Below are 23,892 nucleotides of genomic sequence, written 5' to 3' on the forward strand. Positions count from 1 at the left end.
GCCGAGGCGCGCTCAATGTAGGAACCGGTTGCGGCAGGGTCAACGCTCCCATCGCACGAGCACCACTATTCGAAACTTTCGCTGGGAACGCGGGGGGCGCCCCTTCAGGGGCGCGGGGAACTGCGCGACCAGCCAGGTACGCCCCGCACGCACCCACCGACCCGAAGCAACCCCCTACCCCCTCCCGGCCCACCGCCCCAACGCCACCGAGGCGATGACCAGTTGAGGCGGATCGATCGCCGTCTTCCCGTCCTCGATGTCCCACAGCGTGTTCTGAAGGATGCGCCCCAGCGTCCATCCACCCGCCCGCCGCCGGTCGAGGCCAACCGTCTCGGTCAGCACGTCGAAGCGGCGCAGCACCGCGCGGGCCTCGTCGCCGGTCGCCGTCACCGCGTCCCAGCGGCTGTCCAGCGCGGGCCACAGGTCGAACCCCGGGTCGCCTGCAAGGGGTTCGGGATCGATGGCGAGCCAGGGCTCTCGCTGCCCGGCGAGGACGTTGTCGTAGTGCAGGTCCCAGTGCAGCAGCCGGTCCCCCGCCTCGCCGACGAGTTCGGCCACCGCGGACGCGCAGGTGCGCAGCAGACGCCGTTCGGAGGGGTCGCGGAGGGCCGGCAGCGCGTGCGGTACCTGGGCGAGCATGGCGGCGGCGATGTCGGAGAGCCGACGCAGGCCGTCCGGCGCGGGCACCGCGACCAGGCGCGCCAACAGGTCGGCGAGGATCCGCAGCGCGGCGTCGTCATCGGTCAGCGACGACAGCGGCCGCGCCGCGTCAAGTCGCTCCAGCAGCATGGTGCCGGTGTCCGGATCGTGGTCGAGCAGACGCACCGCGCCGTCGCCGTTCCACACCCGCAGTCCCGGTGCGGCGCCCGCGTTGTCCTCGTTGAGGTCCTGGAACTTCAGGACCGCGGGCGTGCCGTCCGCGCGGGTCACGGGCAGGACGACGGAGGCCATGCCGCTCGCCGTCGGGCCGTCCGGCGTCAGCGCCCAGCGGTCCAGGAAGTCCCCGGCGGCGAACCTTTCGGGGATCTCCCCGGAAGTCAGTGTGCTCATCGGTGTCGAAGTATGGGCTCACCCAGCCCGTACGGGCCACGGAATTTTGGGCGTTCAGAATCCTTCGGGAAAATCAACCGCGCGGACGACGTGATTCATGTCACCCACATTTCGAGGCAATGCGGGGCCGCCGGCCGGGGCTCCGGCGGGTGTACCGTAATGGGGCGAGCCTGATGAAGATTCCCACGCCGAGCAATCAGCACCGTGGACGACAAGAATTCAGGATTCCTGAAGACCGAAGGTCTTGCTCGACATTGTTGAGTTTGCACAAAGAACTGAGGCACGGGAAGAGATGTTGACCGCAATGGAGACGGATACGCCGGAACAACAACAGGGGCAGGAGACTCTTCTGCTGTCCCCGGACTACGACGCCGACGCTCCCGAGCCCCGGCTCGGCTCCGACGGCGCCTCGGTGGATCCTGTCCGGGACTACCTGAAGGTGATCGGCCGGGTCCGTCTTCTCAGCGCGGCACAGGAGGTCGACCTCGCCAAGCGGATCGAGGCCGGCCTGTTCGCCGAGCACCGGCTGGAAGAAGAACCAGATCTTGATCCGGCGCTCCGGCGCGAGCTGAAAATCCTCGTCGAGGACGGCCACCGGGCGAAATCCCACCTCATCGAGGCCAACCTCCGCCTGGTCGTCTCCATCGCCAAGCGTTATACGAGACGCGGTCTCAATTTTCTGGACCTGATCCAGGAGGGCAACACAGGTCTGATTCGGGCCGTGGAAAAGTTCGACTACGTCAAGGGTTTCAAGTTCTCGACCTACGCCACCTGGTGGATCAGGCAGGCACTGACACGGGCCCTGGCCGACCAGAGCCGCACGATCCGCATTCCGGTGCACGCGGTGGAGGTCATCAACAGAATGGCCAGGCTCCGCCGGGAGATGCTTCAGGAACTGGGCGTCGAGCCCACGGTGGGGCAGGTGGCGGAGCGGATGGAGCTGCCCATCTCCAAGGTCATCGAGCTCGACGGGTACACCAAGGACCCCGTCTCGCTGCACCTGCCGCTCGGCGAGGACGGCGGCAGCGAACTCGGCGACGTCATCGAGGACAGCGAGAGCATCTCCCCCTTCGACGCGGTGACGTTCCTCCTGCTCAAGGACACCATCCAGGAGATCCTCGCCCATATGACCCCGCGCGAGGCAGGCATCATCACCCTGCGCTACGGACTGCTGGACGGGCAGGCGAAGACCCTGGAGGAGATCGGCCAGGTCTACGGAGTCACCCGCGAGCGCATCCGCCAGATCGAGTCCAAGACGATGTCGAAGCTGCGCCACCCCTCCCGCTCCCAGGCCCTGCGCGACTACGTCGGCCTCGACTGAGCCGAGCCGCCCGATTCTTGACTCGGTCCTGGTTCTTGACCCGGTCCCGGTTCTTGGGCCCGGCCCGACTCTTTGAGTCCAGCCCGATCCTTGCGCCGGCCCGCTTCCTTGAGTCCGGCCCGGTGCTCACTGGACCGGCAGTGCCTGCTCGGCCCAGATGGTCTTTCCCGTGCCGCTCGGCCGGGTGCCCCAGCGGTCGGTGAGCTGCGCGACGAGCAGCAGGCCCCGGCCGCCCTCGTCGAAGGTGCGGGCCCGGCGCAGATGCGGCGAGGTACTGCTGGCGTCGGAGACCTCGCAGATGAGCGTACGGTCGCGGATGAGTCTGAGCTGGATCGGGGAGCCGCCGTAGCGGATGGCGTTGGTGACCAGTTCGCTCACGACGAGTTCGGTGACGAAGGCGGCCTCGTCGAGCCCCCAGCGGGTCAGCTGCTCGGTGGCGTACTGCCGGGCCGTGCCGACCAGCGCCGGATCGGACTCCAGGTCCCAGACGGCCACCTGGTCGGCGTCCAGGGCGCGGGTACGGGCCAGGAGCAGCGCCACGTCGTCGGCGGGGCGCTTCGGGAGCAGGGCCTTGAGGACGTTGTCGCAGGCGTCCTCCAGATTCCGGGCCGGGGCGGCCAGTGCGGTGCAGAGGGCGGCGGTGCCCGCGTCCACGTCGACATCGCGTGCCTCGACGAGACCGTCCGTGTAGAGAGCGAGTACGGCGCCTTCGGGCACGTCCAGCTCGGTGGCCTCGAACGGGAGCCCGCCGACGCCGAGCATCGGTCCCGCGGCCACCTCGACGACCTTCACCGTCCCGTCCGGGTACAGCACGACGGGCGGCGGGTGGCCGGCGGAGGCGACGGTGCAGTGGCGGGACACCGGGTCGTACACCGCGTACAGGCAGGTGGCGCCGATCTCGCCGGTCATCGCGCTCTCGTCGGCCGCGAGGTGTCCGACCAGGTCGTCCAGATGCGTGAGCAGTTCGTCCGGCGGCAGGTCGACATCGGCGAGGGTCCAGACCGCCGTACGGAGCCGGCCCATGGTCACCGAGGCGTGGAGTCCGTGTCCGACGACGTCCCCGACGACCAGCGCCACCCTGGTGCCGGACAGCGGGATCACGTCGAACCAGTCGCCGCCCACCCCCGCCTGCGACAGCGCCGGAAGGTAACGGGAGGCGAACTCGACGGCCGCCTGCACCGCCATCACCTGGGGCAGCAGGCTGCGCTGCAGGGCCAGCGCGGTGGTGCGCTCCTTGGTGTAGCGGCGGGCGTTGTCGACGCAGACGGCCGCCCGGCTGGTCAGTTCCTCCGCGAGCGACACATCGTCCAGGTCGAAGGCGTCGGGATGTTCGGGAGTGAGGATCCGTACGAAGACGGCCACGCCCAGTGTCGTGCCGCGCGCCACCAGCGGTACGGCCATCAGCGACAGCTCGTGGTGCTCGCCCTCGCGCAGCTTGGCGGAGCGGGCTCCGTGCTCGGCGAACCAGGTGTCGAGGCCGCTGTCGCCGCTCCGGGTGAGCACCGGCTCGCCGGTGGCCAGGGCGCGGGCCGGCGGGGAGAAGGCCGGGTAGATGTCGGCGGCACCCAGGTCGATGGCCGCCTCCGGCACACCGGGGGTGTCGGAGTGGTGGGCGACCCGGCGCAGCTCCACGCCGCCCTCCACCGGCCCGGTCGACGGTTCCTCGCCCTGGAGCACCGAGTCCAGCAGGTCGACGCTGGCGAAGTCGGCGAGCCGGGGCACGGCCAGTTCGGCGAGTTCACGGGCGGTCTGGATCACGTCGAGCTTGGTGCCGATGGAGCCGGCCGCCTCGTTCAGCAGGGCCAGCCGCTGTCGCGCCCAGTACTGCTCACTGCTGTCGAACCCTGCCAGCGCGGTGCCCAGCAGCTCGCCGGCCTGGTCCCGCACCGGCCACATCTCGAAGCTCCAGGCGTGCATGCGACGGCCGGACGGTGAGCGGGTCCAGCTCTCGTAGTGGACCGGCTGCCCGGTCTCGACGACGATCTCCAGATGGCGCAGGAAGCCGCGGCTGTGCTCGGCGTTCTCCACGGTGTCGGGGAAGTACCGGTGCTGGAACGCGTCCTCGGGCTGCCCCATGACCTGGCACGCGAAGTCGTTCATCCGCAGGTAGCGCTGTCCGGTGTCGAAGATCGACATGGACATCGACGCCTGCTTGAAGGCCAGCTCGCCCAGGGGCCGCTTGTCCAGGGTCCGCTCGCCCGGGGTCCGCTTGTCCAGGGTCCGCTCGCCCGGGATCCGCTCGCCGGGGGGCCGCTCACCCGCTTCCGTGGTCGCGGTGACGACGAACCCCGGCCGCGGCCCCTTCCCGCCCTGCAGCGGGCACATCCGCAGCGCCAGCTCCAGCCGCCGCCCGTCCTTGTGGCGTACGGCCACGACCGCGTCGCCGTGTGTCAGCAGAGCCCGCCGGGCCGCCGCGGGCTCCCCCGCCACCAGCTCCGACGCCGGCCGGCCGGTCACGTCCTCGGCCGTGTGCCCCGTCAGCAGCCGCGCGCCCTCGCTCCAGCCCGTGACATTGCCGCTCGCGTCGACCACCGCCATGGCGTCACCGGCCGTGGCCGCCGGTCCTCCGTCGCGCGGCAATGTCACCATGTGTACAAGAATGGTCCCCTTCGGCATCCGCATCAAGCCAGATCACGAAGCCACGCGCTCACCCGGCCCATCGACGTCGGCATCGGCATTCGTACGGGAATCGGGATGGGCCAGGCCCAGGTGGTCGCGCAGGGTCGTGCCCTCGTACTCCGTACGGAACACTCCGCGCTCCTGGAGCAGCGGGACCACCGTGTCGGCGAAGGCGTCGAGGCCGCCGGGGGTGATGTGCGGGACGAGGATGAAGCCGTCGCTCGCGTCGGCCTGGACGAATTCGTCGATGGTGGCCGCGACCGTGGCCGGGGAGCCGACGAAGTTCTGGCGGTTGCCGGTCTCGATGACCAGGTCGCGGATGGACCAGTTGTTGGCGGCCGCGCGCTCCCGCCACTCACGGGCGGTGGCCAGCGGGTCGCGGTACATCCGCACCTGTGCCCGGCCGCGCGCGATGGTGTGCTCGCCGAGGTCGGGGTCGATGTCGGGCAGCGGGCCGTCGGGGTCGTACGCGGACAGGTCGCGGTTCCAGACGAACTCCAGGTGCTTGATGGCGGTCGCCCCACTGACCTGCCGGCGGCGCACCTCGCGGGCCAGTTCCTCCGCCTCCGCGTCGGTGTCGCCGAGGACGAAGGTCGCGGCGGGCAGGATCAGCAGCTGGTCGGGCGTACGGCCGTAGCGGGCCAGGCGTCCCTTGACGTCCGTGTAGAACGCCTGGCCGTCCTTGAGGGTGGCGTACCGGCTGAAGATCGCGTCGGCGCCTGCGGCGGCGAACTCGCGGCCCTCCTCGGAGTCGCCGGCCTGGAAGATCACCGGGCGGCCCTGCGGGGAGCGCGGCACGTTGAACTGCCCCTCGATGTCGAAGTGTTGGCCCTGGTGGACGAAGGCGCCGGCCTTCGCATCGCGCAGGAAGGTGCCGGTGTCCTGGTCTGCGACGATCTCGTCGCCGTGCCAGGAGTCGAAGAGTTCGTTCGCGGTGGCCAGGAACTCCTTGGCCCGGGAGTAGCGCTCGTTCTGCGGGAGGAAGCCGCCGCGGCGGAAGTTCTCGCCGGTGAAGGCGTCCCAGGAGGTGACGACGTTCCAGGCGGCGCGCCCGTCCGAGAGGTGGTCGAGGCTGGCGAACTGGCGGGCCACCTCGTAGGGCTCGTTGAAGGTGGAGTTGATGGTGCCGGTCAGGCCGAGATGCTGGGTGACGGCGGCTAGCGCGGTGAGGACGGTGAAGGTGTCGGGGCGGCCGACGACGTCCAAGTCGTAGATCCTTCCGCCCTGTTCGCGCAGTCGCAGCCCTTCGGCGAGGAACAGGAAGTCGAACTTGGCGCGTTCGGCGGTCCGTGCGAAGTGCGCGAAGGAGCTGAACTCGATGTGGCTGCCGGCCTCCGGGTCGCTCCACACCGTGGTGTTGTTGACGCCGGGGAAGTGGGCGGCCAGGTGGATCTGCTTCAGCGGCTTGCTCATGGTCCTGCGGTCTCCGTCCGGCTCAGGCGGTGGCGTTGGCAGCGGCGGTGGCGTCGGCGGCAGCGCCAGTGGCGTTGGCGGCGTAGCGGTTGGCCGGGCGGGCGAGTCCGAGCAGTCCGCGCAGGGTGTCGGCCTCGTAGGCGCGACGGAAGGCGCCCCGGCGCTGGAGTTCGGGGACCAGGCCCCGGGTGATGGCCGGCAGGTCGTGGCCGAGGACTGCGGGGCGCAGCCGGAATCCGCTCAGCCCGGCCGACCACAACTCCTGGAGCAGGTCGGCGAGTTGGGCGGGCGTGCCGGTGAACACGCGGGCATCGCTGGTGAACGGCGCTCCCGCGAGGGCGTCGAGACGGTCCTTGCGGGCGGCCGCGACGGACGGATCCTCGTCGAGGAGAACCACCAAGTCGCCGAAGACGTGCAGGGGTTGGCCGGCGCGGCCGGCGAGGGCCTGTTCGGCGCGGATCTCGGCGACGATCGCGCGGGCCTGGTCGGTGTCGTGCGGGGTGACGTAGCCGATGTCGGCGGCGCGGGCCACCAGCCGGTACGGGACACTCTGGTGCGCGAGGGCGCTGACGACGGGCTGGCCCTGGGGCGGGCGCGGGGTGATGGAGGGGCCCTTGACGCTGAAGTGCGGGCCCTCGAAGTCGATGTAGTGGAGCTTGTCGCGGTCGACGAAGCGGCCGGTGGCCACGTCCCGGATCTCGGCGTCGTCCTCCCAGCTGTCCCAGAGCCTGCGCACGACCTCGACGTAGTCGGCCGTCTCGTCGAAGAGTTCGGTCACCACGTCCTGCGTGGCCGGGCTGTCGTAGGCGTCCAGTCGGGGCAGCGTACGGCGGCCGAAGTGCGCGGCCTCGTTCTGTCGTGCCGTCAACTGCACCCGCAGGCCCGCCCGGCCGGAGCTCACATAGTCGAGGGTGGCGATGGCCTTGGAGATGTGGAACGGCTCCGTGTGCGTGGCCACCACGGTCGGCACCAGACCTATGTGGCGGGTCAACGGTGCAATGCGCGCGGCGATGAGCACGGCGTCGAGCCGGCCGCGGACCTGGTCGGTCCGTCCGTCCGGCTCGATGAAGTGCGAGGACTGCAGGCCCAGGCCGTCCTCGAAGGTCACGAAGTCGAGGAGACCGCGCTCGGCCTCGGCGACGAGGCCGGCCCAGTACCCGGCGGTGAACAGTTCCCGGGGCCGGGCCACCGGTTCGCGCCAGGCGGCGGGGTGCCAGCCGGCGCCGTCGAGCGCCACGGCGAGGTGCAGCTGCGCTGAAGAGGGCAGGGCAGAAGGTGCTGAGGACACGGGACGTGTGCCTTCCTGATCGACCGTACGAGAAAGCCGGCCCTCACCGGAGGGCGCGGCCGCGGGGGATACAGGTCAGGAGCAACAGAGCGCGCCGGCTACGCGCAGCAGGTCGATGTGCGGCCGGGAGTAGAGGCGTACGCGATGGAGCGGGGCGGCCTTCGGGACGTTGCGGCGGGACACGGTTCGCGCTCGCACCTGCGTCACCTCCGCCCTTCCGGCCCGGCGGACGGACGTCCGGCCGACCTCGCGTTCGCGGGCCCTCGATCGGGCACCGCCTCCTCGTCAACGGGCACAACAGTACGGCTGTGCCTTTTCTTCCTGCCACAGGGAGATCTTTGTTGAGGGCTCCTCATCACAGGGGATCACAGGGGATCACAGGGGACGAAGCCGGTCCGGCGGCTCCGGCGGCCGGCTGCCCAGCTGTTGAGACGCCGTCTTGACGGTCACGCTGAGCGCATCAACACTGACGGAGACGGTCACGATTGCCAGCGCCCGTCGTGCGGGGACTCCCCGTTCGTGCGGTCATCGGCCCCGGCCCGCTGGCAGGCAACCCTTCCACCGCGACGGGGTGCCCCGGGTGACGACCGGGTTCCGCCGGAGCGGCGGGGCAAGCGTGGTCTCGCGTCTCGCGAGCCCCGACGGCAGGACCGGTGGGAATTGTCCAGGAACGGCTTGACGAGGCGCCTGCACATCGATTTGTCGCGTGTCTCCAGCGCTTACTGATCCGCTACGCGTCCGACCGATCCGGACCTGTACGGCAGCGCAGTCACTCCGTTCCGCCACTGGCGCCCACGAGGCGGCCAGGGCCCCCGCGTCCCCCTGGAGAGTCATGCCCGAGACAGTTTCCCGCGGTTCCAGCAGCCCTGACACCTTCACGACGACGGCCTCCCGTGCGGCCACCGCCCACTCGTCCGGCCGCGGCGCGGCCGCCGTCGGTACGTCCGTCCCCGGTCCGGCCGCCCGTCCGCACCGCTTCCGCGGCCGTATCGGTGTCGGTCTCGCCGGCGGCTTCTACCCGGCGCCGCACCGCTATCAGCTGTATCTGTCCGAGGCCTGTCCCTACTCGGGGCGTGTGGCGGTCGTCCTCGACCTGCTCGGCCTCAAGGGCTCGCTCACCACCACGGTCCTGAAGCTCCCCGCCGAGACGCCGGACGCCTTCGCATCGCTGCGCGGCGCCTACGAGGCGACCTGGCACCACTACGACGGCCCGCTCACCGCACCCGCGCTGTGCGACCGCTGGAGCGGACGCGTCGTCAGCAACCACGCGCCCGACATCCTCCGCGACCTCGCCGGCCTGCTCGCCGACGGAGCGTGCGAGTCCGCCCTGGACCGGCTCGACCGGCAACTCGCCCGCCACCCCTATGTGTTGGGCGATGAGCTCAGCACCGCGGACAGGGACCTCTGGGTGACGCTCACCCACCTCGACCACTTCAACGCGGCCGGCACCCTCGCCGCGTACCGCCACATCGAGGAGTACGTACGACGCCTCGGCGATCACCCGGACCTCTCCGTCGACGAGCGCTGACCGCTGAGCGCAGGCACACGGCCAGGTGTGACAACTGCGCGGCAGTGGGCCGGAATACCCCTTCCGGATATGCCGATGAGGGAGATAGAGAAAGGGAATAGTGAGGGAGTTGTAAAACGGCGGGCGGGGGACGCATGCGCATTCAGGTACTCGGGCCGGTCTGCGCCTGGCGGGACGGCACCCGTCTCGACCTCGGTTCGCCCCAGCGCCGCGCGGTACTCGCCCTGCTCGCCGTGTCCCGTGGACAGCAACTGCCGTTCTTCGGGATCGCGGACGCGCTGTGGGGCGAGCGCCCGCCGGCGACCGCGTCGAACGTCGTCCAGACCCACATCAAGCACCTGCGCCACCTGCTGGAACCGGACCGGCCACCACGCGCCCGGAGCGCGGTGCTCCCCCGGCTCGGCGACGGCTACGCGCTGCGGGTCCCGCACGGCGCCATCGATCTGCTGCGCTTCAGGGCCCTGGTCGCCGGGGCGGTGACCGTACGACGGGACGGCCGGGGCGGCGGCCAGGAGCGGGCCGCCGCGCTGCTGACCGAGGCGCTCGGGCTGTGGCAGCAACCGCCCCTCGCGGACCTGCCCTTCCTCTCCGCGCACCCGATGGTCGTCGCGCTGGCGGAGGAACATCGTGGTGCGGTCGCCCAGTACGGCGAGGCCATGATCGCGGCGGGCCGGAGCGCCGACGCGCTGCCCGTCCTGGAGGAGGCCGCGGTCGCGCAGCCGCTGGACGAGGACGCCCAGGCCCGGCTCATCCGGGCGTACGAGGCCGTCGGGCGACGTGACCAGGCGGTCGCCGTCTACCGGCGGAGCCGCCGTCGGCTGGCCGACGAGCTCGGCGTCGACCCCGGCCCCGCGCTGGCCGAGGCGTATGCCGCCCTGCTGCGCCGCCGCCCCCGGCCTTCCGCTCCCGGCGGCGGCCATGACACGGCAGGTGCCGCCGAGTTGGCCGCGCAGGTGCCCGCCCACGTACCCCCGTACCCGCCCTCGGCGCACCGATTACCCGCGCAACTCCCGGCCGACGTACCCGATTTCGCGGGCCGTGACCCCGAACTGTCCGCACTGGACCGACTGTTGGCCGCTGCGGCGGACAGCCCGACGGCCGGGGCCGTCTCGGTCGTCTCCGGCACGGCCGGAGTGGGGAAGACCGCACTGGCCGTGCACTGGGCGCACCGCACGCGGCACCGGTTCCCCGACGGCCAGCTCTACGTCAACCTGCGCGGCTACGACCCGGAGCGCCCCATGCCTCCCGGCGACGCCCTCACTCGGTTCCTCACCGTTCTCGGGGTCCCCGGTGACGCGGTCCCGCTCGACGTCGACGACCGCGCGAGCCGGTTCCGGACCGAACTGGCCGACCGGCGCATGCTGGTGGTCCTGGACAACGCCCTTTCCGAGGAACAGGTCCGCCCGCTGCTTCCCGGCTCGCCGGCCTGTTCGGTCGTGGTCACCAGCCGGGACAGCCTCACGGGACTGGTGGCCCTGCACGGCGCCCGCCGCATCGCTCTGGGCCCGCTCCCGCCGCCCGACGCGGTCGCCCTGCTGCGCACGCTCGTCGGTGCGCGTGTCGACGCCGAGCCGGGGCCGGCCGCCGCCCTGGCCGAACAGTGCGCGCGTCTCCCGCTGGCGCTCCGGGTCGCGGCCGAACTCGCCGTCGCCCACCCGTCGTCACGGCTGGCGGACCTGGTGGCGGAGCTGGCCGACCAGCAGCGACGGCTCGACCTCCTGGACGCGGGCGGCGACCGGCGCGCGGCGGTGGAGGCGGTCTTCTCCTGGTCCTACGAACGACTCCCCGCCCCGGCCGCCCGCACCTTCCGCCTACTGAGCCTGCACCCGGGCCCGGAGGCGGACGCACACGCGGTCGCGGCGCTGATCGGCGAGGCACCGGGCGAATCACCGTCCCTCGTGCCGGGCGGGGATCCGACCCGTGTGCCGGGCGAGACGCCGACCCGTTTGCCGGGCGAGGAACCGAGCCGCGCCCCGAGCCCCACGCGCGACGAGAGACCCGGGCACCTGCCGGGCGCCTCGCCGGGCCAGGCGCCGGGCAGCGCGCCGGGCGAGGATCCGACCCATGCCCCGGGCTGGGAGCCGACCCGCGTGCCGGGCGAAGAGCCGGCCCACGCCCCGGGCGCGAAGCCGACCCGCGTGCCAGGCAAACAGCCGACCCACGCCCCGGGCCCCACGCGGGAGGAGAGACCCAGGCACCTGCCGGGCGCCTCGCCGGGCCAGACGCCGACCCGCGTGCCGGGCGGGGAGCCGACCCACGCCACGGGCGAGAAGCGGGACGAGAGACCCGGGCACCTGCCGGGCGCCTCGCCGGGCCAGGCGCCGGGCAGCGCGCCGGGCGAGGATCCGACCCATGCCCCGGGCTGGGAGCCGACCCGCGTGCCGGGCGAAGAGCCGGCCCACGCCCCGGGCGCGAAGCCGACCCGCGTGCCAGGCAAACAGCCGACCCACGCCCCGGGCCCCACGCGGGAGGAGAGACCCAGGCACCTGCCGGGCGCCTCGCCGGGCCAGACGCCGACCCGCGTGCCGGGCGGGGAGCCGACCCACGCCACGGGCGAGAAGCGGGACGAGAGACCCGGGCACCTGCCGGGCGCCTCGCCGGGCCAGGCGCCGGGCAGCGCGCCGCGCGAGGATCCGACCCATACCCCGGGCGAGGAACCGACCCGCGTGCCGGTCGAAGAACCGACCCGCGTGCCGGTCGAAGAACCGACCCACGCCCCGGGCCCCACGCCGGACGAAAGACCCGGGCACGTACCCGGCGCCTCGCCGGGCCAGGCGCCGGGCAGCGCGCCGCACCACACGCCGCACCACACGCCGGAGCACCCGCCGGTCCGGACGCCAGGGCCGACGCCAGGCCCGACGTCAGGGCCGACGCCAGGCCCGATGTCCGCCCGCGCGTCGGATGTCGTACCGGTCGGCGAGCCCTCGGATGCCAGTGAGAGCCCGGGCCATGCCGCCGGGACCCTGGCGTTGCTGGCCCGGGCCCATCTCCTTGAGCCCGCCCGGCCGGGTCGGTTCGGCACGCACGATCTGCTGCGTGCCTATGCGTTCCGCCTGACCCGTACGCATGACTCCGAGGCCGATCGGCAGGCCGCGCTGGTCCGTCTCTTCGACCACTATCTGGGCACGGCCGCGGCGGCCATGGACACGCTCTACCCGGCCGAGCGGCACCACAGGCCCGCTGTCGCACCCTCCGACCATGCCCCGCCCGTCGCCGGCGACGCGAACGCGGCACGGGCCTGGCTGGACGCCGAGCGGCCGACGCTGGCCGCCGTCTGCGCGGTGGCCGCGGACCGCGGCAGTCCCGGACACGCCGTCCGGCTGGCCGCCCTGCTGTTCCGCCACCTCGACTCCGGTCACCACACCGAGGCCCTGGAGATCCACCGCCACGCCCTGCGGGCCGCCGAGACGATCGGTGACCTGGGCGGGCAGGCCCACGCGCTGACCAACCTCGGGGTCGTGCACTGGCGGCTCGCCGACGCGGGTTCGGCCGAGGACCACCTCGTACGGGCCCTCGAACTGCACCACCGGACGGGCGACTTGGCGGGGCGCGCCAGAACCCTGTCCAACCTCGGCAACGTCCACTGGCGGCTGGGCAGCCTCCGCGACGCCGCGCACGACCATCAACAGGCCCTCGCCCTCTACCGGGAGACCGGCGACCAGGTGGGCCAGGCACGCACCCTCACGAATCTCGGCAATGTCTGTCTACGGCTGGGCGAGTACGGACAGGCGGCCGACCATCAACGGCAGGCCCTCGCCCTGCACGATCTGACCGGCGACCGGATCGGCCGCGCCCGCACCCTCTCCCACCTCGGCAACGCCCTTCTGCGGCTGGGCCGTTCGGAGGCCGCGGCCGAGTGCCAGGAGCAGGCGCTCACGCTCTTCCGGCAGTTGGGGCACCACGGCGGCGAGGCGTACGCGCTGTCCGGCCTCGGCGACATCCGGCTGGGGCAGGGCGAGTTCGAGGCCGCCGTCACCTGTCAGCGGCAAGCCCTCGAACTGTTCCGTGAGCACGGGGAGGGCTACGGCGAGGCGTCGGCGCTCAACGGCCTCGCCGAGGCGCTGTACGGCAGTGGCCGTCACGACGAGGCGCTCGACCACCACTCCACCGCGGTGACGGTCGCGGCCGTCACCGGTGAACACGACCAGTTGGCACGGGCGCACGCGGGCGCCGAGCGCGCACGCCGGGCCCTGGGGCCATGGGTGGCGGCCGCCGCGTCGTCGACCACTTCGGGGCCGTGAGCCCGCGGAACCCCCGCCGTTCGGCCGATCCGCCGATCCGTCGTTCAACCACCGTCCAGTGGATGTCCAGTCCTGCCCCATAGCTTGCCGTCGCCGCCTGTCGATCCGGCCTGCCGGACCGGGCGGACCAGACGGCAACACCTCTGACACAGCACACGCTCGCGCTCACATCCACGCTCAAGCTCACGCCGACCGAGAGGGAAGTAGCGATGAAAGCAGGGCTCAAGAAGAGACTGGCCGCGGCGGTCGCGGCCGCGTCCGCCATGGCGGCACTCGTCGTGGCGACGCCGGGCACCAGCCACGCGGCGCCGCCCCGTCTGCTGGCGTTCGGCATCTCGGCCGACGGTACGCTGATGGCCGCGTTCAACACCGACGACCCCGGCACGCTCAACTGGTTCAAGCGCATCGACGGGCTCGTCGGCGACACCGCCGTCGTCGGGCTCGACTTCCGTGTACAGAACGGACTGTTGTACCTGGTCGGCAACAAGGGCGGCATCTACACGGTCCAGATCCCGCCCGCGGTCCCGAACCCGCTGGTCACCAAGGTCTCGCAGCTCAGTGTTCCGCTGCAGGGCACGAACTTCGGTGTCGACTTCAACCCCGCGGCCGACCGGTTGCGGATCATCAGTGACACCGGTCAGAACCTGGCGCACAACCTCGCCAACAGCAGCACCGCCACGAACACCCCGCTGACCACGGACGGGGCGACGACCCACGGTGTCACCGGAGCGGCCTACACCAACAACGACCTGAACTCGGCCACCGCGACGACGCTGTTCGACATCAACACGACTTCGGACCAGGTCGTCATCCAGTCGCCGCCCGCCAACGGCCTGCTGGTCCCGACCGGCTCACTCGGCTTCGACGCCGGTGTCAACGCGGGCTTCGACATCTTCAGCGATCTGAGCGCCGGCAAGACGATCTCGAACACGGCCTTCGCCACCCTGACCCCGGCCGGTGCCTCGACGTCGACGTTCTACACCGTCGACGTGCTCACCGGAGCCACGACCAGTGTGGACCAGTTCCCCATAGCCATCACCGATGTCGCCGTCTCGCTCGACATGAGCTGACACTTTCGCAGACCTGCCGTCTCCGGAACGAGACGATCAGAGGCCGTATCGGGCGGCGCCTCGCGCGCCCACCGATACGGCCTCCGGGTCAGCCTCCGGGTCAGGGTCAGGCAGGCCGGATCACGCTGTGGATCGCCGACTCGCCGGCCCAGTGGATCGATTCCTCACGGATGGCCGCCCCCGGGCTCGGCGCGTGAACCATCATGCCGTTGCCGCTGTAGATGCCGACATGGCCGATGTGCCCGTGGAAGAGGACCAGGTCGCCGAGACGGATGTCGGAGAGGGGAACCGCCATGCCGGCGGTCGCCTGATCGTTCACGCCACGCGGGAGTGCGACCCCGGCCGCCTTCCAGGCCGCCTGGGTGAGGCTGGAGCAGTCGTACGAGCCCGGCCCCATCGCTCCCCACACACAGGGCTTGCCGATCTGCTCACGGGCGAAGTCGACCGCTGTCGCCGCCTTCCCGCCGTATCCCGGGGTCGACCCGCCGTAACCGGGGGTCGTAGCGCCGTATCCGGGGTTCGAGGTGGCGTATCCGGGGTTCGAAGCGCCGTCCGAGCCGATGGGCAGGCCCGTGCCGACCGGCGTACGGGCGTCGACGGGCGGAGCCATACCGAACGACAGGTCCGGTCCCATGGGCAGGTCCATGCCGATTGACGGAGCCGGAGCAAAGGACGGAACCGGAGCCGCAGCCGGAGCGGCGGGCAGGCCCATGCCGAGCGTCAGGTCCGGGCCGCCCAGGGCGTCGACGGACAGGTGCGTGCCGAAACCGGCCGACTGCGACTGCGGCTGCGACTGCTGCTGCCACCATTCGGCCTCGGCCTGGCGGTAGCCCTGCCCCTCGGTGGTGGCCCAGGCGGTCGCCGCCGGCGCGGGTTCGATGGCCGCCACCGGGGCGCTCCGCCGGGCGGTGTGCGCGGACAGCAGTTCACGGGCCTTCGCGAGCTTGCTCTGGTTCCGCTGCTTGGAGGTCTTCAGCGGCTGCCGCGGATCAGCGGCGGGCAGTGCGGGCATGACCGCGGTGGCGTCCTGACGCTGCTGGGGCACGGCCGGCAGCGCGGCGACGGGACCCGCGGTCAACTCCGCCACGGGCCGGGCGGCTGTCGCGGCGCCGGGTCCGGCGGTCAGCTCCAGGACGGGCTTGGCCGCCGCTTCCAGCGCACGGTCGGGCGACCGCTCCCCCGGACGGTCACCGGTGCTCTTGGGCCGCGCCGCGGCCTGGCCGCGGTCCGGCATCCTGTCGGGCGGCAGCACGGCGGGGATGAGGGGCCCCAGCTGCGAGCGTCCGACGTCGAACCACTGCTTGGCGCGGTCGTTCAGAGCGGGGGCAGGGGCGGAAACCGTGTCGGCGCGCCCACGCCCAGCGTCGGGTCCGGGCGTCACACGCTCGCGCGGGCGCCCCGAGTTCATCGCCCGGGTCGCGTTGTAGTTCCCGCTGACGGTCTCTGCCTGGTCGTAGAGGCTGCTGATCCGCTGCTGGACTTCTTCGCGACTCGGCTTGTCGTCCTCTCGCGCGGGCGAGGAGCCGCCGGCCGAGGAGTAGAGGTCCACTGAGGTGGCGGCCGCCGTCGCGAGGGCGGGCCGGGGTATACCCGGGAGGTTGCTGCCTCCGGGGCGCGTGGTTCGTTCCGGCGCGATGGGAGCCGTACTCCTTCCGTGCTCCGCCTACCGAGTTAGCTGTCGGGTTCGGGCGAGGAATCCGGAAGGTATGCCCTACGGCCCTTGCCCTGTCGGGCGGTTGGGCCGATTCACCCCAAAGTTCGGTTGGGTCCCCGGTTCCGGTCGCCGCGAGGGCCACCGAATTCGGCGGAGGCCGCGCGACCCGGCGAGGTTCACCGGAGGGAGTCGTGCGTCCTGTCCGTCAACTTAGCCAACATGTGCACCTCGTGTGAAGATTGAAGGGCGAAGTGTCCGATATATAACTGTGACCTTCGTCGTACCGGGTCGAGACATCGCCGGACTTCGGCGACTTCTCACGGTTCGCAACTCCCGCCGTGACGCCCGTGCCGCCCGCGCCGGGCAAGTACAGCTTCGTGAACGCGCGTTGCGCGCGCCACGGGACGGCGATCCTCGCTTGTGGGACGGGGCACCGGCTCTCCCCCGGACCGCCGGTGCCCACGCCCCACTCAGGTCATCGGCGGTACACGCGGCAGTGGAGGGCACGCTCCACCGTGGCGGCCATGGTCTGCTGGCCCTGCGCGTTGGGGTGGGCGGGTGCGGCCGGACCCTCCGGGACCAGGGGTTCGATCCAGCGCTCGCCGGCCGGCTTGCACATGTCGTGTCCCACCGTCGGGGTGTACGTGTCGACGTAGCCCGCGCCGTTTGCCGACGCCTGGCTCGCGAGCATCGCGTTGAGCTTCTTCTCGGTGTCCCGCAGATAGGCGAAGTCACCGGCCGCGAGCGGTACGGCGGAGCCGGTGCAGCCGACCCCGTCGTCCGGGAACAGGTCGGGATAGCCGACCACCAGGACCTTGGCGTGCGGAGCCCGCTGCCGGACGGCGTCCAGCGCCGCGGCGATCTTGGGAGCGGTGTCGTTGACGCGCTGCTCCAGCTGGTCGGTGCCGCCGCTGGTGAAGAAGGCCTGGCACGGGTTGCCCGTCGGGTCCTTGGACGTCAGTCCGGCGCAGGTGGCCAGATTTCTGGAGAAGCCGATGTCGTTGCCACCGATGGTCAGGGTGACCACGTCCGTGTCCGCGCCGAGTGCGTCCAGTTGCGGCGGCTGCGCGCCCTGGGGGCCGGCCAGGGCCGTCGTCGTGGCACCCGAACAACTGACGTCGGTCAGCTGCCAGTTCCTCGCTGCCGCGAGGAGGGACGGATGGTTCCGGTCGGACCGCGCACACGCGGAGTCGACCTGGGTCGGTATGCCGGGGCCGGAGGCGTAGGAGTCGCCCAGGGCCACGTAGTTCACGGTGCGCGCGGTGGATGTCGAGGGTGCCGAGGCGCTCGCCGCTGTCGCCCCCGCGGTCGACAGGGCCATCGCGCAACACCCCACCAGGGCGCCGCGCAGCAGGCCTCGTCGGCCGGGGGATCTCTTGGTCTGCTTGTTCAAGTCCGTCCATTCGTCGGGCCCCCGAAGCGCTCGTCGAGTCACTCCGCAAGTCGCTCCGCCAACAGGTGCCGGGTGCGGGGGCGTTGTGCTGTCATCACGTCAAACGCCGCACGAATCAAGGAGGTTCACTCATGGGCGGGACAACATGGGTCGGGGCTCTACTGGTTGTGGCTGCGCCGGCGGTGGGATTCGGCGTAGGCGTGGGCCCGGAAGGCGAGGACGGGGTCGTCGGAGAGCTGGATGCCGGTGGTGACGCGGGTGGGGTTGAAGGCCTGCGTGTTCCAGGGATCCTGGTCGTCGGCGGGGGCGTTGATCTCCAGGCGCCCGGCGGTGATCTCCTTGCGGTGGTCGGGCCAGACGGTGCTGGGGTCGTGGGTGGGGTCGTCGGGTTCGGCGAGTTGGATCCGCAGTTCGAACGCCACCGGTGCGTGCTCCAGGCGCTGGTGCAGTTCGTCGGTCAGGTAGTGCGGGGTGCGGGTGGCCGCCTCGGCCGCGGTCAGGTCGGTGCGTCCGGCCACCGGTTCCCAGCGGTACCGCACGGGCCGCCTGCCGCCGGCCGCGTCGACCCAGATGAAGGCGTGGATGGCCCAGTAGGCGGCGGAGGCATAGCTGACGGGTATGGGCGGCTGCTGTGCGACGGCTTCGGCCAGGTGGGGATGGGCACCGACGAACGCGTACACCCGGGCCGGGTCGGGCTGGTTGGTCACGGGGTCGGGGCGCAGGGCCTCGGTCAGCTCCAGGAACTCCCCGGGCGTCGAGGCGACGAACCGGGGGACGGTGAGGGCGACGAGGTCGGTGTCACTCCCGTCGTGCAGGTGGAAGCGGGTGGCCATGCCGCGGGTGACCGGGGCGGTGTCGGGCGTGTGGGGATTTCCCTCGGAGTTCGAGAACCGTACGGTGGCCGGAACCGTCCGCGTCTGCAGGTGCGCGGCCGTGGTCAGGGCGGCCGCGGCCCCGGTGGGAGTGAAGGTGGCCCGGAAGCCGGCCCCCCGGGCACTGGACCGGCGGTATCCGGGATGCCTCCCGCTCATACGCTCCATGCTGTCGACAACCTGGACGGCCAGGGCCTGATCTGCGGAACTGCTCGGCATGTCATTCCTTCCAAGACGAAACACTCACGGAGCCCTGGCATGCAGCGAACAGACCCAAGGCTTGTGAGGGGGCGGACCGCCCTCCGACGAGCCATTCGCAGGCCTCGCCACATGCGGTCTACGAGCCACTCCGGGGCCAGGTTCACTCGTCTCCGGGATCCTGCAGGTCCGTGACGTCAGCTTTTGCTGGGGTCGGCCCAGGACCGCTTCATCGCCTGGTCGTTGGGGTTCGTCAGACAGGGCCACAAGGGCATGCCGTCACCGGAGCAGGCCCACTGGTCCCGCCGTGTCGCCGAGGAGTCCGCGAACCTCAGAGTCGCCTCGGAACTCATGACGCGCACCGCGCGGGTCACCGACGCGCTGCGGCTCGAATCGACGCTCGGCTACTTCTGGTACATCCTCGGCCGCGAGGAAGAGGGAATCGACAGGCTGACCCGAACCCTGGACGCCTACGACACGGCCGTACGGACCTCGTCCGATCCCCGTCGGCCGACGCCGGAGGAGGAGTGGGCGCTCTCCTATGTCTTCGTCTGGCTGGCCTGGCTGAACCATGTCGCCGGACGACACGACATGGCGCTCAGATACGAGGAGCGTTACGAAGACTCCTGGCGGAGTGCCGGCAACCCGGATCTGGCCGTCGTGGGCCCGGTCTGGGAGGCCCTGCACGCGCGGCTTGCCGCCGAGGAGGGCTGGGAGGCCCGGTTCGCGGCGGCGGACGCGGGGATCGTGGGTACGGAGTTCGGCTGGGACCGGGTGGCCCTGCACTACGCCTGGTCGACGTACTGCCTGCACGCGGGAGACACGGCCGCCGCACGGGAGCACGCGCTGATCGGCATCGAGGTGTCCAAGGCCATCGACGACCCCGTCACCCTGTCGGTCTGCCTCACGGCCTGCGGCGACGCCGAGGAGAGCGTCGGCAGGAGGGAAGCGGCCCGGGAGCTGTGGAGCGAGGCCAGCGGCATCTTCCGGTCCATGGGCGCCCGTTCGCGGTGGGCCTACCGGGCGTTGCGGCTCGCTTTCCTCGATGTGGGAGAGGGGCTCCTCGACTCGGCGGACGGAAGGCTGGCCGAAGTGGAGAAGGTCGCTGCCGAACTCATCTCGTACGACCTCAGGGCCGCCGTCGCCAATCTGCGGGGCGTGGTCCTGGCCGGTCAGTCGCGCTTCGACGAGGCCGAGACCGTCTTCCGGGAGGTCTGGTCGGCACCGGCCTCTCCTCGAAACCGCAGGGCGGTGGCGGGACTCGCACTGACCGCCTGTGTGCCGCCGTCGGACCCGGAGAGCCCCGAGAGCCCCGAGAGCGCGGACCTGCACGGCATCCTCGGCGAGGCCGGGCGTCTGACCGGTCTGCTCGTGGAGCCGCTCACCCGGAACGCGCTCGGCGGTCTTCTGACCGACATCACGCAGCGGCGACAGGCTGAACCCGGGCGGAGATATCCCCTCCACGAGCGCCTGTCGGGCTCGCCGTCCGTGCTGGCCGCCTTCTGCTGAGGTTCCGTCGCCGTTCGGTGTTGTTCACAGCCATTTCCGCGCTGTCGGATCGGATCACCGATGCCGGCCCGGGCCGTTCAGCACTCCACTGAAGCCGGCCAGTACGGAAGGGTTGCCTGCGAGCCATGCCTGCACCCGGTCCGCCCCGATCGCGCCGCTCGGACCGGACTTGAAGTAGGCGTCCAGCTTGTCCAGCAGGGCGCCCACCGCTCGGCGGGCGAGCGGCTCACGTACCCGGTCGAGCGCCTCGCCTGCGCGGTCCATCCACATCCGCGCGTCGCTGAACGCCGAGGGGGTGGACGGGCCGAACGTCGCCACCGCGACCAGACCGACGGCGGACATCGCTCTGCGGTCGAGTGGCGCCGTGGGACTGTCCCAGACGCCGGCGAAGATCGTCCGCGCGTCCGAGAAGCGACCTGCCTGGAACGCCAGGGCCCCGTTCAGGATGGCCGCGGCGGCCCGGAGGTCGTCCGCGCTCAGTTCGTCCGCGAGCCGAGCCACCTCCGAGAGCCGCTTCCCGGCCGTCTCGACCTCTCCCTCCGCAATGTCCAGGCACACGATCCTGAGTGCGGCGTACGCGTACTGACCACGCGCGCCGATGGAACGGAGGATGCGCGCGGCTTCGGTCCAGTGCACGCGGGCGTGGTCGCGGAGGCCGGCGCTCTCGTCCGCGTCGCCGCGAAGGGTGAGGGCGCATGCCCTGGCGAAGTCGTCACCGGAGGCACGTGCCGCCGAGACGGCGGCCCGGCCATGGCTGCGGGCGCCGTCGATTTCGTCGGCCTGGAGGCAGTACGTCGTCCAGTTCGTCAGGAGAATCGCCCGGTCCCAGTGGAACTCGGTGCCCGCAACGCCTGCTTCTGCCCGTACGAAGAGTTCCGCCACGTCGTCCTGCCCGTTCAGCATGGCGTGGAGCGGCTCGTAACAGGGTCCCAGGACAGCGAGATCGGGGCTCTTGGCCTGCCGCCAGGCCGTCTCGAATCGATCGATGAAGCAGCTGCCCTCCACGTGCCGACCGACGACATGACTGAGCCAGACAAGCCATGCGAGGGCGTAGAAGAGTGCCCGCTCATCCTCTTCGGTGGCCCGGTACTCCTCTGCGGCGTCATAGGCCCGCACGCTGCGCTGGAGGCGGTCGATCCCCTCTTCCTCACGGCCGCTGATGATCCAGTAGCAGCCCCGTCGTGCTTCCAGCGACAGGGCCTGAGCGGTTCTCGCCCGGGCCATCATGAGATCGGAGGCCGCCCTGATGTTGGCGGACTCCGCGGTGTGCCGCCTGATCAACTCCCCCTGGTCTCCGGGCGCGTTGGCATCGGTGCTCTCGTGCACGAAACGCAGGGCCCAGGCCATGAAGCGTTCCTCCGCCCCAGTCGCCCTTCCTTCCTCCCGGAGCCGGTCCAGCGCGTACTCGCGGACCGTCTCCAGCATCCGCAGCCGACTTCCGTCGGGCGTCGAGACGGTGAACAGGAGTGATTTGTCGACCAGTTGGGCCAGTACCTGAAGGATCTCGTGGTGGTCCGCCTCGGGAAGTGGGATCGCTGTCTCCGCCACGTCGAGGGAACAGCCGCCGACATACAGGGCGAGTTCCGTCAGCACCCGCTGCTCGGTGGTGTCCAGGAGGGTGTAGCTCCAGTCGAGGACGGCACGCAGGGTGCGGTGCCGCGCGGGAGCGGTCCGCTTCCCCTTGGCCAGCAGGGCGAAGCGGTTGTCGAGGCGGAGTTCGATCTCGCGTACCGGCAGCAACCGCACGTGCGCGGCGGCGAGTTCGACAGCGAGCGGCAGGCCGTCCAGTCTGCGGCACAGCGAGCGGATGTCGTCCATCGCCGTCTCGTCCGCGGTGAAGGACGGGTCGATCATGACGGCGCGGGTGCGGAAGAGTTCCGCGGCTTCGCCGTCGGGCAGCGGCGCAAGGGGATACAGCGTCTCGCCCGCGACGGCCAGCGGGGCTCTGCTGGTCGCCAGGACGGTGAGCAGGGGGCACCGGCCGAGCAGGACGGCCACGAGCGGGGCCACCGCGTCGAGCAGATGCTCACAGTTGTCGAGCAGGAGGAGCGCCCGACGTCCGGCCAGGAACGAGGTGAGCCGGTGCACGTAGTCGTGCGGCGGCTGGTCCGGCCGGACCGAGGCGTCCGACAGGCCCAGGGCTCCGGCGATCGCCGCGAGGACGCCCGCGCCGTCGGCGGAGGCCAGATCGACCCACCACGCACCGTCGTACGAGGACCGCGTCAGCACGCAGGCCTCAAGGACGAGGCGGGTCTTGCCGACACCACCCGGTCCTACGACGGTCACCAGCCGCTCGCGGTCCAGGGCCGCACGCAATCCGCCGAGTTCCTCACCGCGGCCGACGAACGGGCCGAGCGGGTGGTCCGGTCCGCCTTCACCGGGCGCCGGGCGGGAATCGGGGGGCGCCGGGGACAACCGTACGGAATCGGAGTGAGCCGAGGACGGCCGTACGGAGTCCGCGGTCGTCGTCCCGGGACGCGGGTCGGCCGTCAGCAACTCCTTGTGCAGGGAACGCAGTTCGGGGGACGGATCGACACCCAGCTCGGATCTCAGCAGGCTGCGGCCCGCTTCGTACACATCCATCGCCTCGGCCTGACGCCCGCAGCGGTGGAGCGCGAGCATCAGGCGGGCCCGGGACCTCTCGCGCAGGGGTGCGGCGGAGACGAGTGCCGTCAGCTCGGGGACCAGTTCCTGCGCGCGGCCGAGCTCAAGACCCGCGGCACTCGCGTCCTCCTGTGCGCTCAGGCGCAGCTCCTCAAGGCGCAGCCGCTCGGCGTCGAAGACCCGGCCCTTCAGATCGTCCAGCGCGCGGCCCCGCCACAGCGCCAGCCCTTGCCGAAGAACGCCTTCCGCCTGCCGGTACGCCCCCGCTTCCAGGTGCTCGCGCCCCTCGCGGACCGCCGCCTCGAAACGGACCGTGTCGAGTTCGTCCTTCGGTCCCAGAACGAAGCGGTATCCCCCGTGCCGCGACTCCAGTCGCCCCTCCTGGCCCCGTGCCGCGAGCGCCGCACGCAGTTTCGCCACCTGGACCTGAAGCGCGTTGACCGGGTCCTTCGCCCGGCGGTGCTCCCACAGTTCGTCGAGGAGAGTGTCACGGTGCACGACCGCTCCCCCGGCCAGCAGCAGCCGGCCGACGATCGCGCGGGAGAGTTCACCCGGCAGGGCGACGGCACCGCTCCCGTCGGCCAGCTCCAGGCGGCCGAGCAGCCGGAAGTGCAGGGCGTCATCGTTCATGCGTCATCGTTCATGCGTCAGCCTTCATCAGTGGTCCCCATGTTCGAAACCCAGGTTCCGAGCATGTCCATGACCGTACGAGACGGGTAGTGGTTACCGGCAAGGCACACTGGTACCCATTGGGTACTGTTGCCGCATGACGAAGACATCGGGCCTCTGCGACGACCCCAAGAGCGTCTACTCGGCCGCCTGCCCCTGCCGCGACATGCTGGACCTCCTCGCCAACAAGTGGAGCGCTCTCGCACTGGGCGCCCTCGAGGACGGACCACGGCGCTTCGGAGCGCTGCGCGGCCGGCTGCAGGGAGTAAGCCCCAAGGTCCTCACCCAGACGCTGCGCCGCCTGGAGGACCACGGCCTGGTCGACCGTCAGATCTACGCGGAGGTGCCGCCCCGGGTCGAGTACAGCCTGACCCCGCTCGGCAAGGACGCCTGCGCGCCGCTCTCCCATCTGCGCACCTGGGTGGAGCAGAACATAGACCGGTTCCCGGAATCCGCCTGACCT

General features: G+C 71.4%; 15 protein-coding genes and 2 riboswitches. Of the genes, 6 read left to right on the forward strand and 9 right to left on the reverse strand.

The genetic code is table 11. The annotated features are described in order from the left end of the window. Nucleotides 1-174: 174 nt before the first annotated feature. Nucleotides 175-1,050: an aminoglycoside phosphotransferase family protein gene (locus ACFWXQ_RS03735; RefSeq protein ID WP_383946572.1), complete on the reverse strand. Its 876-nt coding sequence runs from the start codon at nucleotides 1,048-1,050 to the stop codon at nucleotides 175-177. A 304-nt stretch (nucleotides 1,051-1,354) separates the two neighbouring features. Here ACFWXQ_RS03735 and ACFWXQ_RS03740 point away from each other — a divergent pair, with 304 nt between their 5' ends. Next, nucleotides 1,355-2,371, forward strand: coding sequence for an RNA polymerase sigma factor (locus tag ACFWXQ_RS03740; RefSeq protein ID WP_383946568.1), 1,017 nt, complete (start codon nucleotides 1,355-1,357; stop codon nucleotides 2,369-2,371). A 126-nt stretch (nucleotides 2,372-2,497) separates the two neighbouring features. Here the strand turns inward: ACFWXQ_RS03740 and ACFWXQ_RS03745 are convergent, their stop codons facing one another. The 4 genes from ACFWXQ_RS03745 to ACFWXQ_RS03760 form a co-directional block, all read right to left on the reverse strand. Beyond that, nucleotides 2,498-4,960, reverse strand: coding sequence for a SpoIIE family protein phosphatase (locus ACFWXQ_RS03745; RefSeq protein ID WP_383946565.1), 2,463 nt, complete (start codon nucleotides 4,958-4,960; stop codon nucleotides 2,498-2,500). 42 nt (nucleotides 4,961-5,002) lie between these two features. Beyond that, nucleotides 5,003-6,403: an NtaA/DmoA family FMN-dependent monooxygenase gene (locus ACFWXQ_RS03750; RefSeq protein WP_383946563.1), complete on the reverse strand. Its 1,401-nt coding sequence runs from the start codon at nucleotides 6,401-6,403 to the stop codon at nucleotides 5,003-5,005. Between the two features lie 22 nt (nucleotides 6,404-6,425). Next, nucleotides 6,426-7,691 carry an LLM class flavin-dependent oxidoreductase gene (locus ACFWXQ_RS03755; protein ID WP_383946560.1) on the reverse strand — a complete coding sequence of 422 codons (1,266 nt, stop codon included), beginning with the start codon at nucleotides 7,689-7,691 and terminating at the stop codon, nucleotides 6,426-6,428. Between the two features lie 75 nt (nucleotides 7,692-7,766). Further along, nucleotides 7,767-7,889, reverse strand: a complete 123-nt coding sequence (locus tag ACFWXQ_RS03760; RefSeq protein ID WP_383946557.1) for a putative leader peptide — start codon at nucleotides 7,887-7,889, stop codon at nucleotides 7,767-7,769. Between the two features lie 279 nt (nucleotides 7,890-8,168). Then, nucleotides 8,169-8,314, forward strand: a riboswitch (SAM riboswitch). A 209-nt stretch (nucleotides 8,315-8,523) separates the two neighbouring features. Here ACFWXQ_RS03760 and ACFWXQ_RS03765 point away from each other — a divergent pair. From ACFWXQ_RS03765 to ACFWXQ_RS03775, 3 genes are all read left to right on the forward strand, one after another. Then, nucleotides 8,524-9,219: a glutathione S-transferase C-terminal domain-containing protein gene (locus ACFWXQ_RS03765; protein ID WP_383946554.1), complete on the forward strand. Its 696-nt coding sequence runs from the start codon at nucleotides 8,524-8,526 to the stop codon at nucleotides 9,217-9,219. Between the two features lie 134 nt (nucleotides 9,220-9,353). Further along, nucleotides 9,354-13,460, forward strand: a complete 4,107-nt coding sequence (locus ACFWXQ_RS03770) for a tetratricopeptide repeat protein (RefSeq protein WP_386267430.1) — start codon at nucleotides 9,354-9,356, stop codon at nucleotides 13,458-13,460. A gap of 209 nt (nucleotides 13,461-13,669) precedes the next feature. After that, complete coding sequence (locus ACFWXQ_RS03775) at nucleotides 13,670-14,530, forward strand: DUF4394 domain-containing protein (RefSeq protein WP_189839424.1); 861 nt, start codon at nucleotides 13,670-13,672, stop codon at nucleotides 14,528-14,530. A 106-nt stretch (nucleotides 14,531-14,636) separates the two neighbouring features. Here ACFWXQ_RS03775 and ACFWXQ_RS03780 read toward each other — a convergent pair whose 3' ends face one another. The 3 genes from ACFWXQ_RS03780 to ACFWXQ_RS03790 form a co-directional block, all read right to left on the reverse strand. Further along, nucleotides 14,637-16,079, reverse strand: a complete 1,443-nt coding sequence (locus ACFWXQ_RS03780; protein WP_383946547.1) for a C40 family peptidase — start codon at nucleotides 16,077-16,079, stop codon at nucleotides 14,637-14,639. Nucleotides 16,080-16,174: 95 nt separating this feature from the next. Then, a riboswitch (cyclic di-AMP (ydaO/yuaA leader) is annotated at nucleotides 16,175-16,347 on the reverse strand. Nucleotides 16,348-16,659: 312 nt separating this feature from the next. Further along, a complete protein-coding gene (locus ACFWXQ_RS03785) occupies nucleotides 16,660-17,505 on the reverse strand; it encodes an SGNH/GDSL hydrolase family protein (protein ID WP_383946584.1) in 846 nt (281 codons plus the stop codon). A gap of 230 nt (nucleotides 17,506-17,735) precedes the next feature. Continuing rightward, complete coding sequence (locus ACFWXQ_RS03790; RefSeq protein WP_383946544.1) at nucleotides 17,736-18,668, reverse strand: catalase family peroxidase; 933 nt, start codon at nucleotides 18,666-18,668, stop codon at nucleotides 17,736-17,738. 183 nt (nucleotides 18,669-18,851) lie between these two features. Here ACFWXQ_RS03790 and ACFWXQ_RS03795 point away from each other — a divergent pair, with 183 nt between their 5' ends. After that, complete coding sequence (locus ACFWXQ_RS03795; protein ID WP_383946541.1) at nucleotides 18,852-20,156, forward strand: hypothetical protein; 1,305 nt, start codon at nucleotides 18,852-18,854, stop codon at nucleotides 20,154-20,156. A gap of 54 nt (nucleotides 20,157-20,210) precedes the next feature. Here the strand turns inward: ACFWXQ_RS03795 and ACFWXQ_RS03800 are convergent, their stop codons facing one another. Then, nucleotides 20,211-23,390 carry a BTAD domain-containing putative transcriptional regulator gene (locus ACFWXQ_RS03800; protein ID WP_383946538.1) on the reverse strand — a complete coding sequence of 1,060 codons (3,180 nt, stop codon included), beginning with the start codon at nucleotides 23,388-23,390 and terminating at the stop codon, nucleotides 20,211-20,213. Between the two features lie 205 nt (nucleotides 23,391-23,595). Between ACFWXQ_RS03800 and ACFWXQ_RS03805 the strand changes: the two genes are divergently transcribed. Continuing rightward, on the forward strand, nucleotides 23,596-23,889 hold the full coding sequence (locus ACFWXQ_RS03805; protein ID WP_383946581.1) for a winged helix-turn-helix transcriptional regulator: 294 nt from the start codon (nucleotides 23,596-23,598) through the stop codon (nucleotides 23,887-23,889). Nucleotides 23,890-23,892: the final 3 nt, after the last annotated feature.

Origin of the sequence: Streptomyces sp. NPDC058697, assembly GCF_042715345.1 — a bacterium.
Lineage (GTDB): Bacteria > Actinomycetota > Actinomycetes > Streptomycetales > Streptomycetaceae > Streptomyces > Streptomyces liliifuscus.

Coding starts and splice junctions, on each gene's coding strand:
- ACFWXQ_RS03805 (WP_383946581.1), top strand. CDS start 23,596: ATGCTGGACCTCCTCGCCAACAAGTGGAGCGCTCTCGCACTGGGCGCC.
- ACFWXQ_RS03775 (WP_189839424.1), top strand. CDS start 13,670: ATGAAAGCAGGGCTCAAGAAGAGACTGGCCGCGGCGGTCGCGGCCGCG.
- ACFWXQ_RS03800 (WP_383946538.1), bottom strand. CDS start 23,390: ATGAACGATGACGCCCTGCACTTCCGGCTGCTCGGCCGCCTGGAGCTG.
- ACFWXQ_RS03735 (WP_383946572.1), bottom strand. CDS start 1,050: ATGAGCACACTGACTTCCGGGGAGATCCCCGAAAGGTTCGCCGCCGGG.
- ACFWXQ_RS03790 (WP_383946544.1), bottom strand. CDS start 18,668: ATGCCGAGCAGTTCCGCAGATCAGGCCCTGGCCGTCCAGGTTGTCGAC.
- ACFWXQ_RS03745 (WP_383946565.1), bottom strand. CDS start 4,960: ATGGTGACATTGCCGCGCGACGGAGGACCGGCGGCCACGGCCGGTGAC.
- ACFWXQ_RS03770 (WP_386267430.1), top strand. CDS start 9,354: ATGCGCATTCAGGTACTCGGGCCGGTCTGCGCCTGGCGGGACGGCACC.
- ACFWXQ_RS03740 (WP_383946568.1), top strand. CDS start 1,355: ATGGAGACGGATACGCCGGAACAACAACAGGGGCAGGAGACTCTTCTG.
- ACFWXQ_RS03765 (WP_383946554.1), top strand. CDS start 8,524: ATGCCCGAGACAGTTTCCCGCGGTTCCAGCAGCCCTGACACCTTCACG.
- ACFWXQ_RS03750 (WP_383946563.1), bottom strand. CDS start 6,403: ATGAGCAAGCCGCTGAAGCAGATCCACCTGGCCGCCCACTTCCCCGGC.
- ACFWXQ_RS03785 (WP_383946584.1), bottom strand. CDS start 17,505: ATGGCCCTGTCGACCGCGGGGGCGACAGCGGCGAGCGCCTCGGCACCC.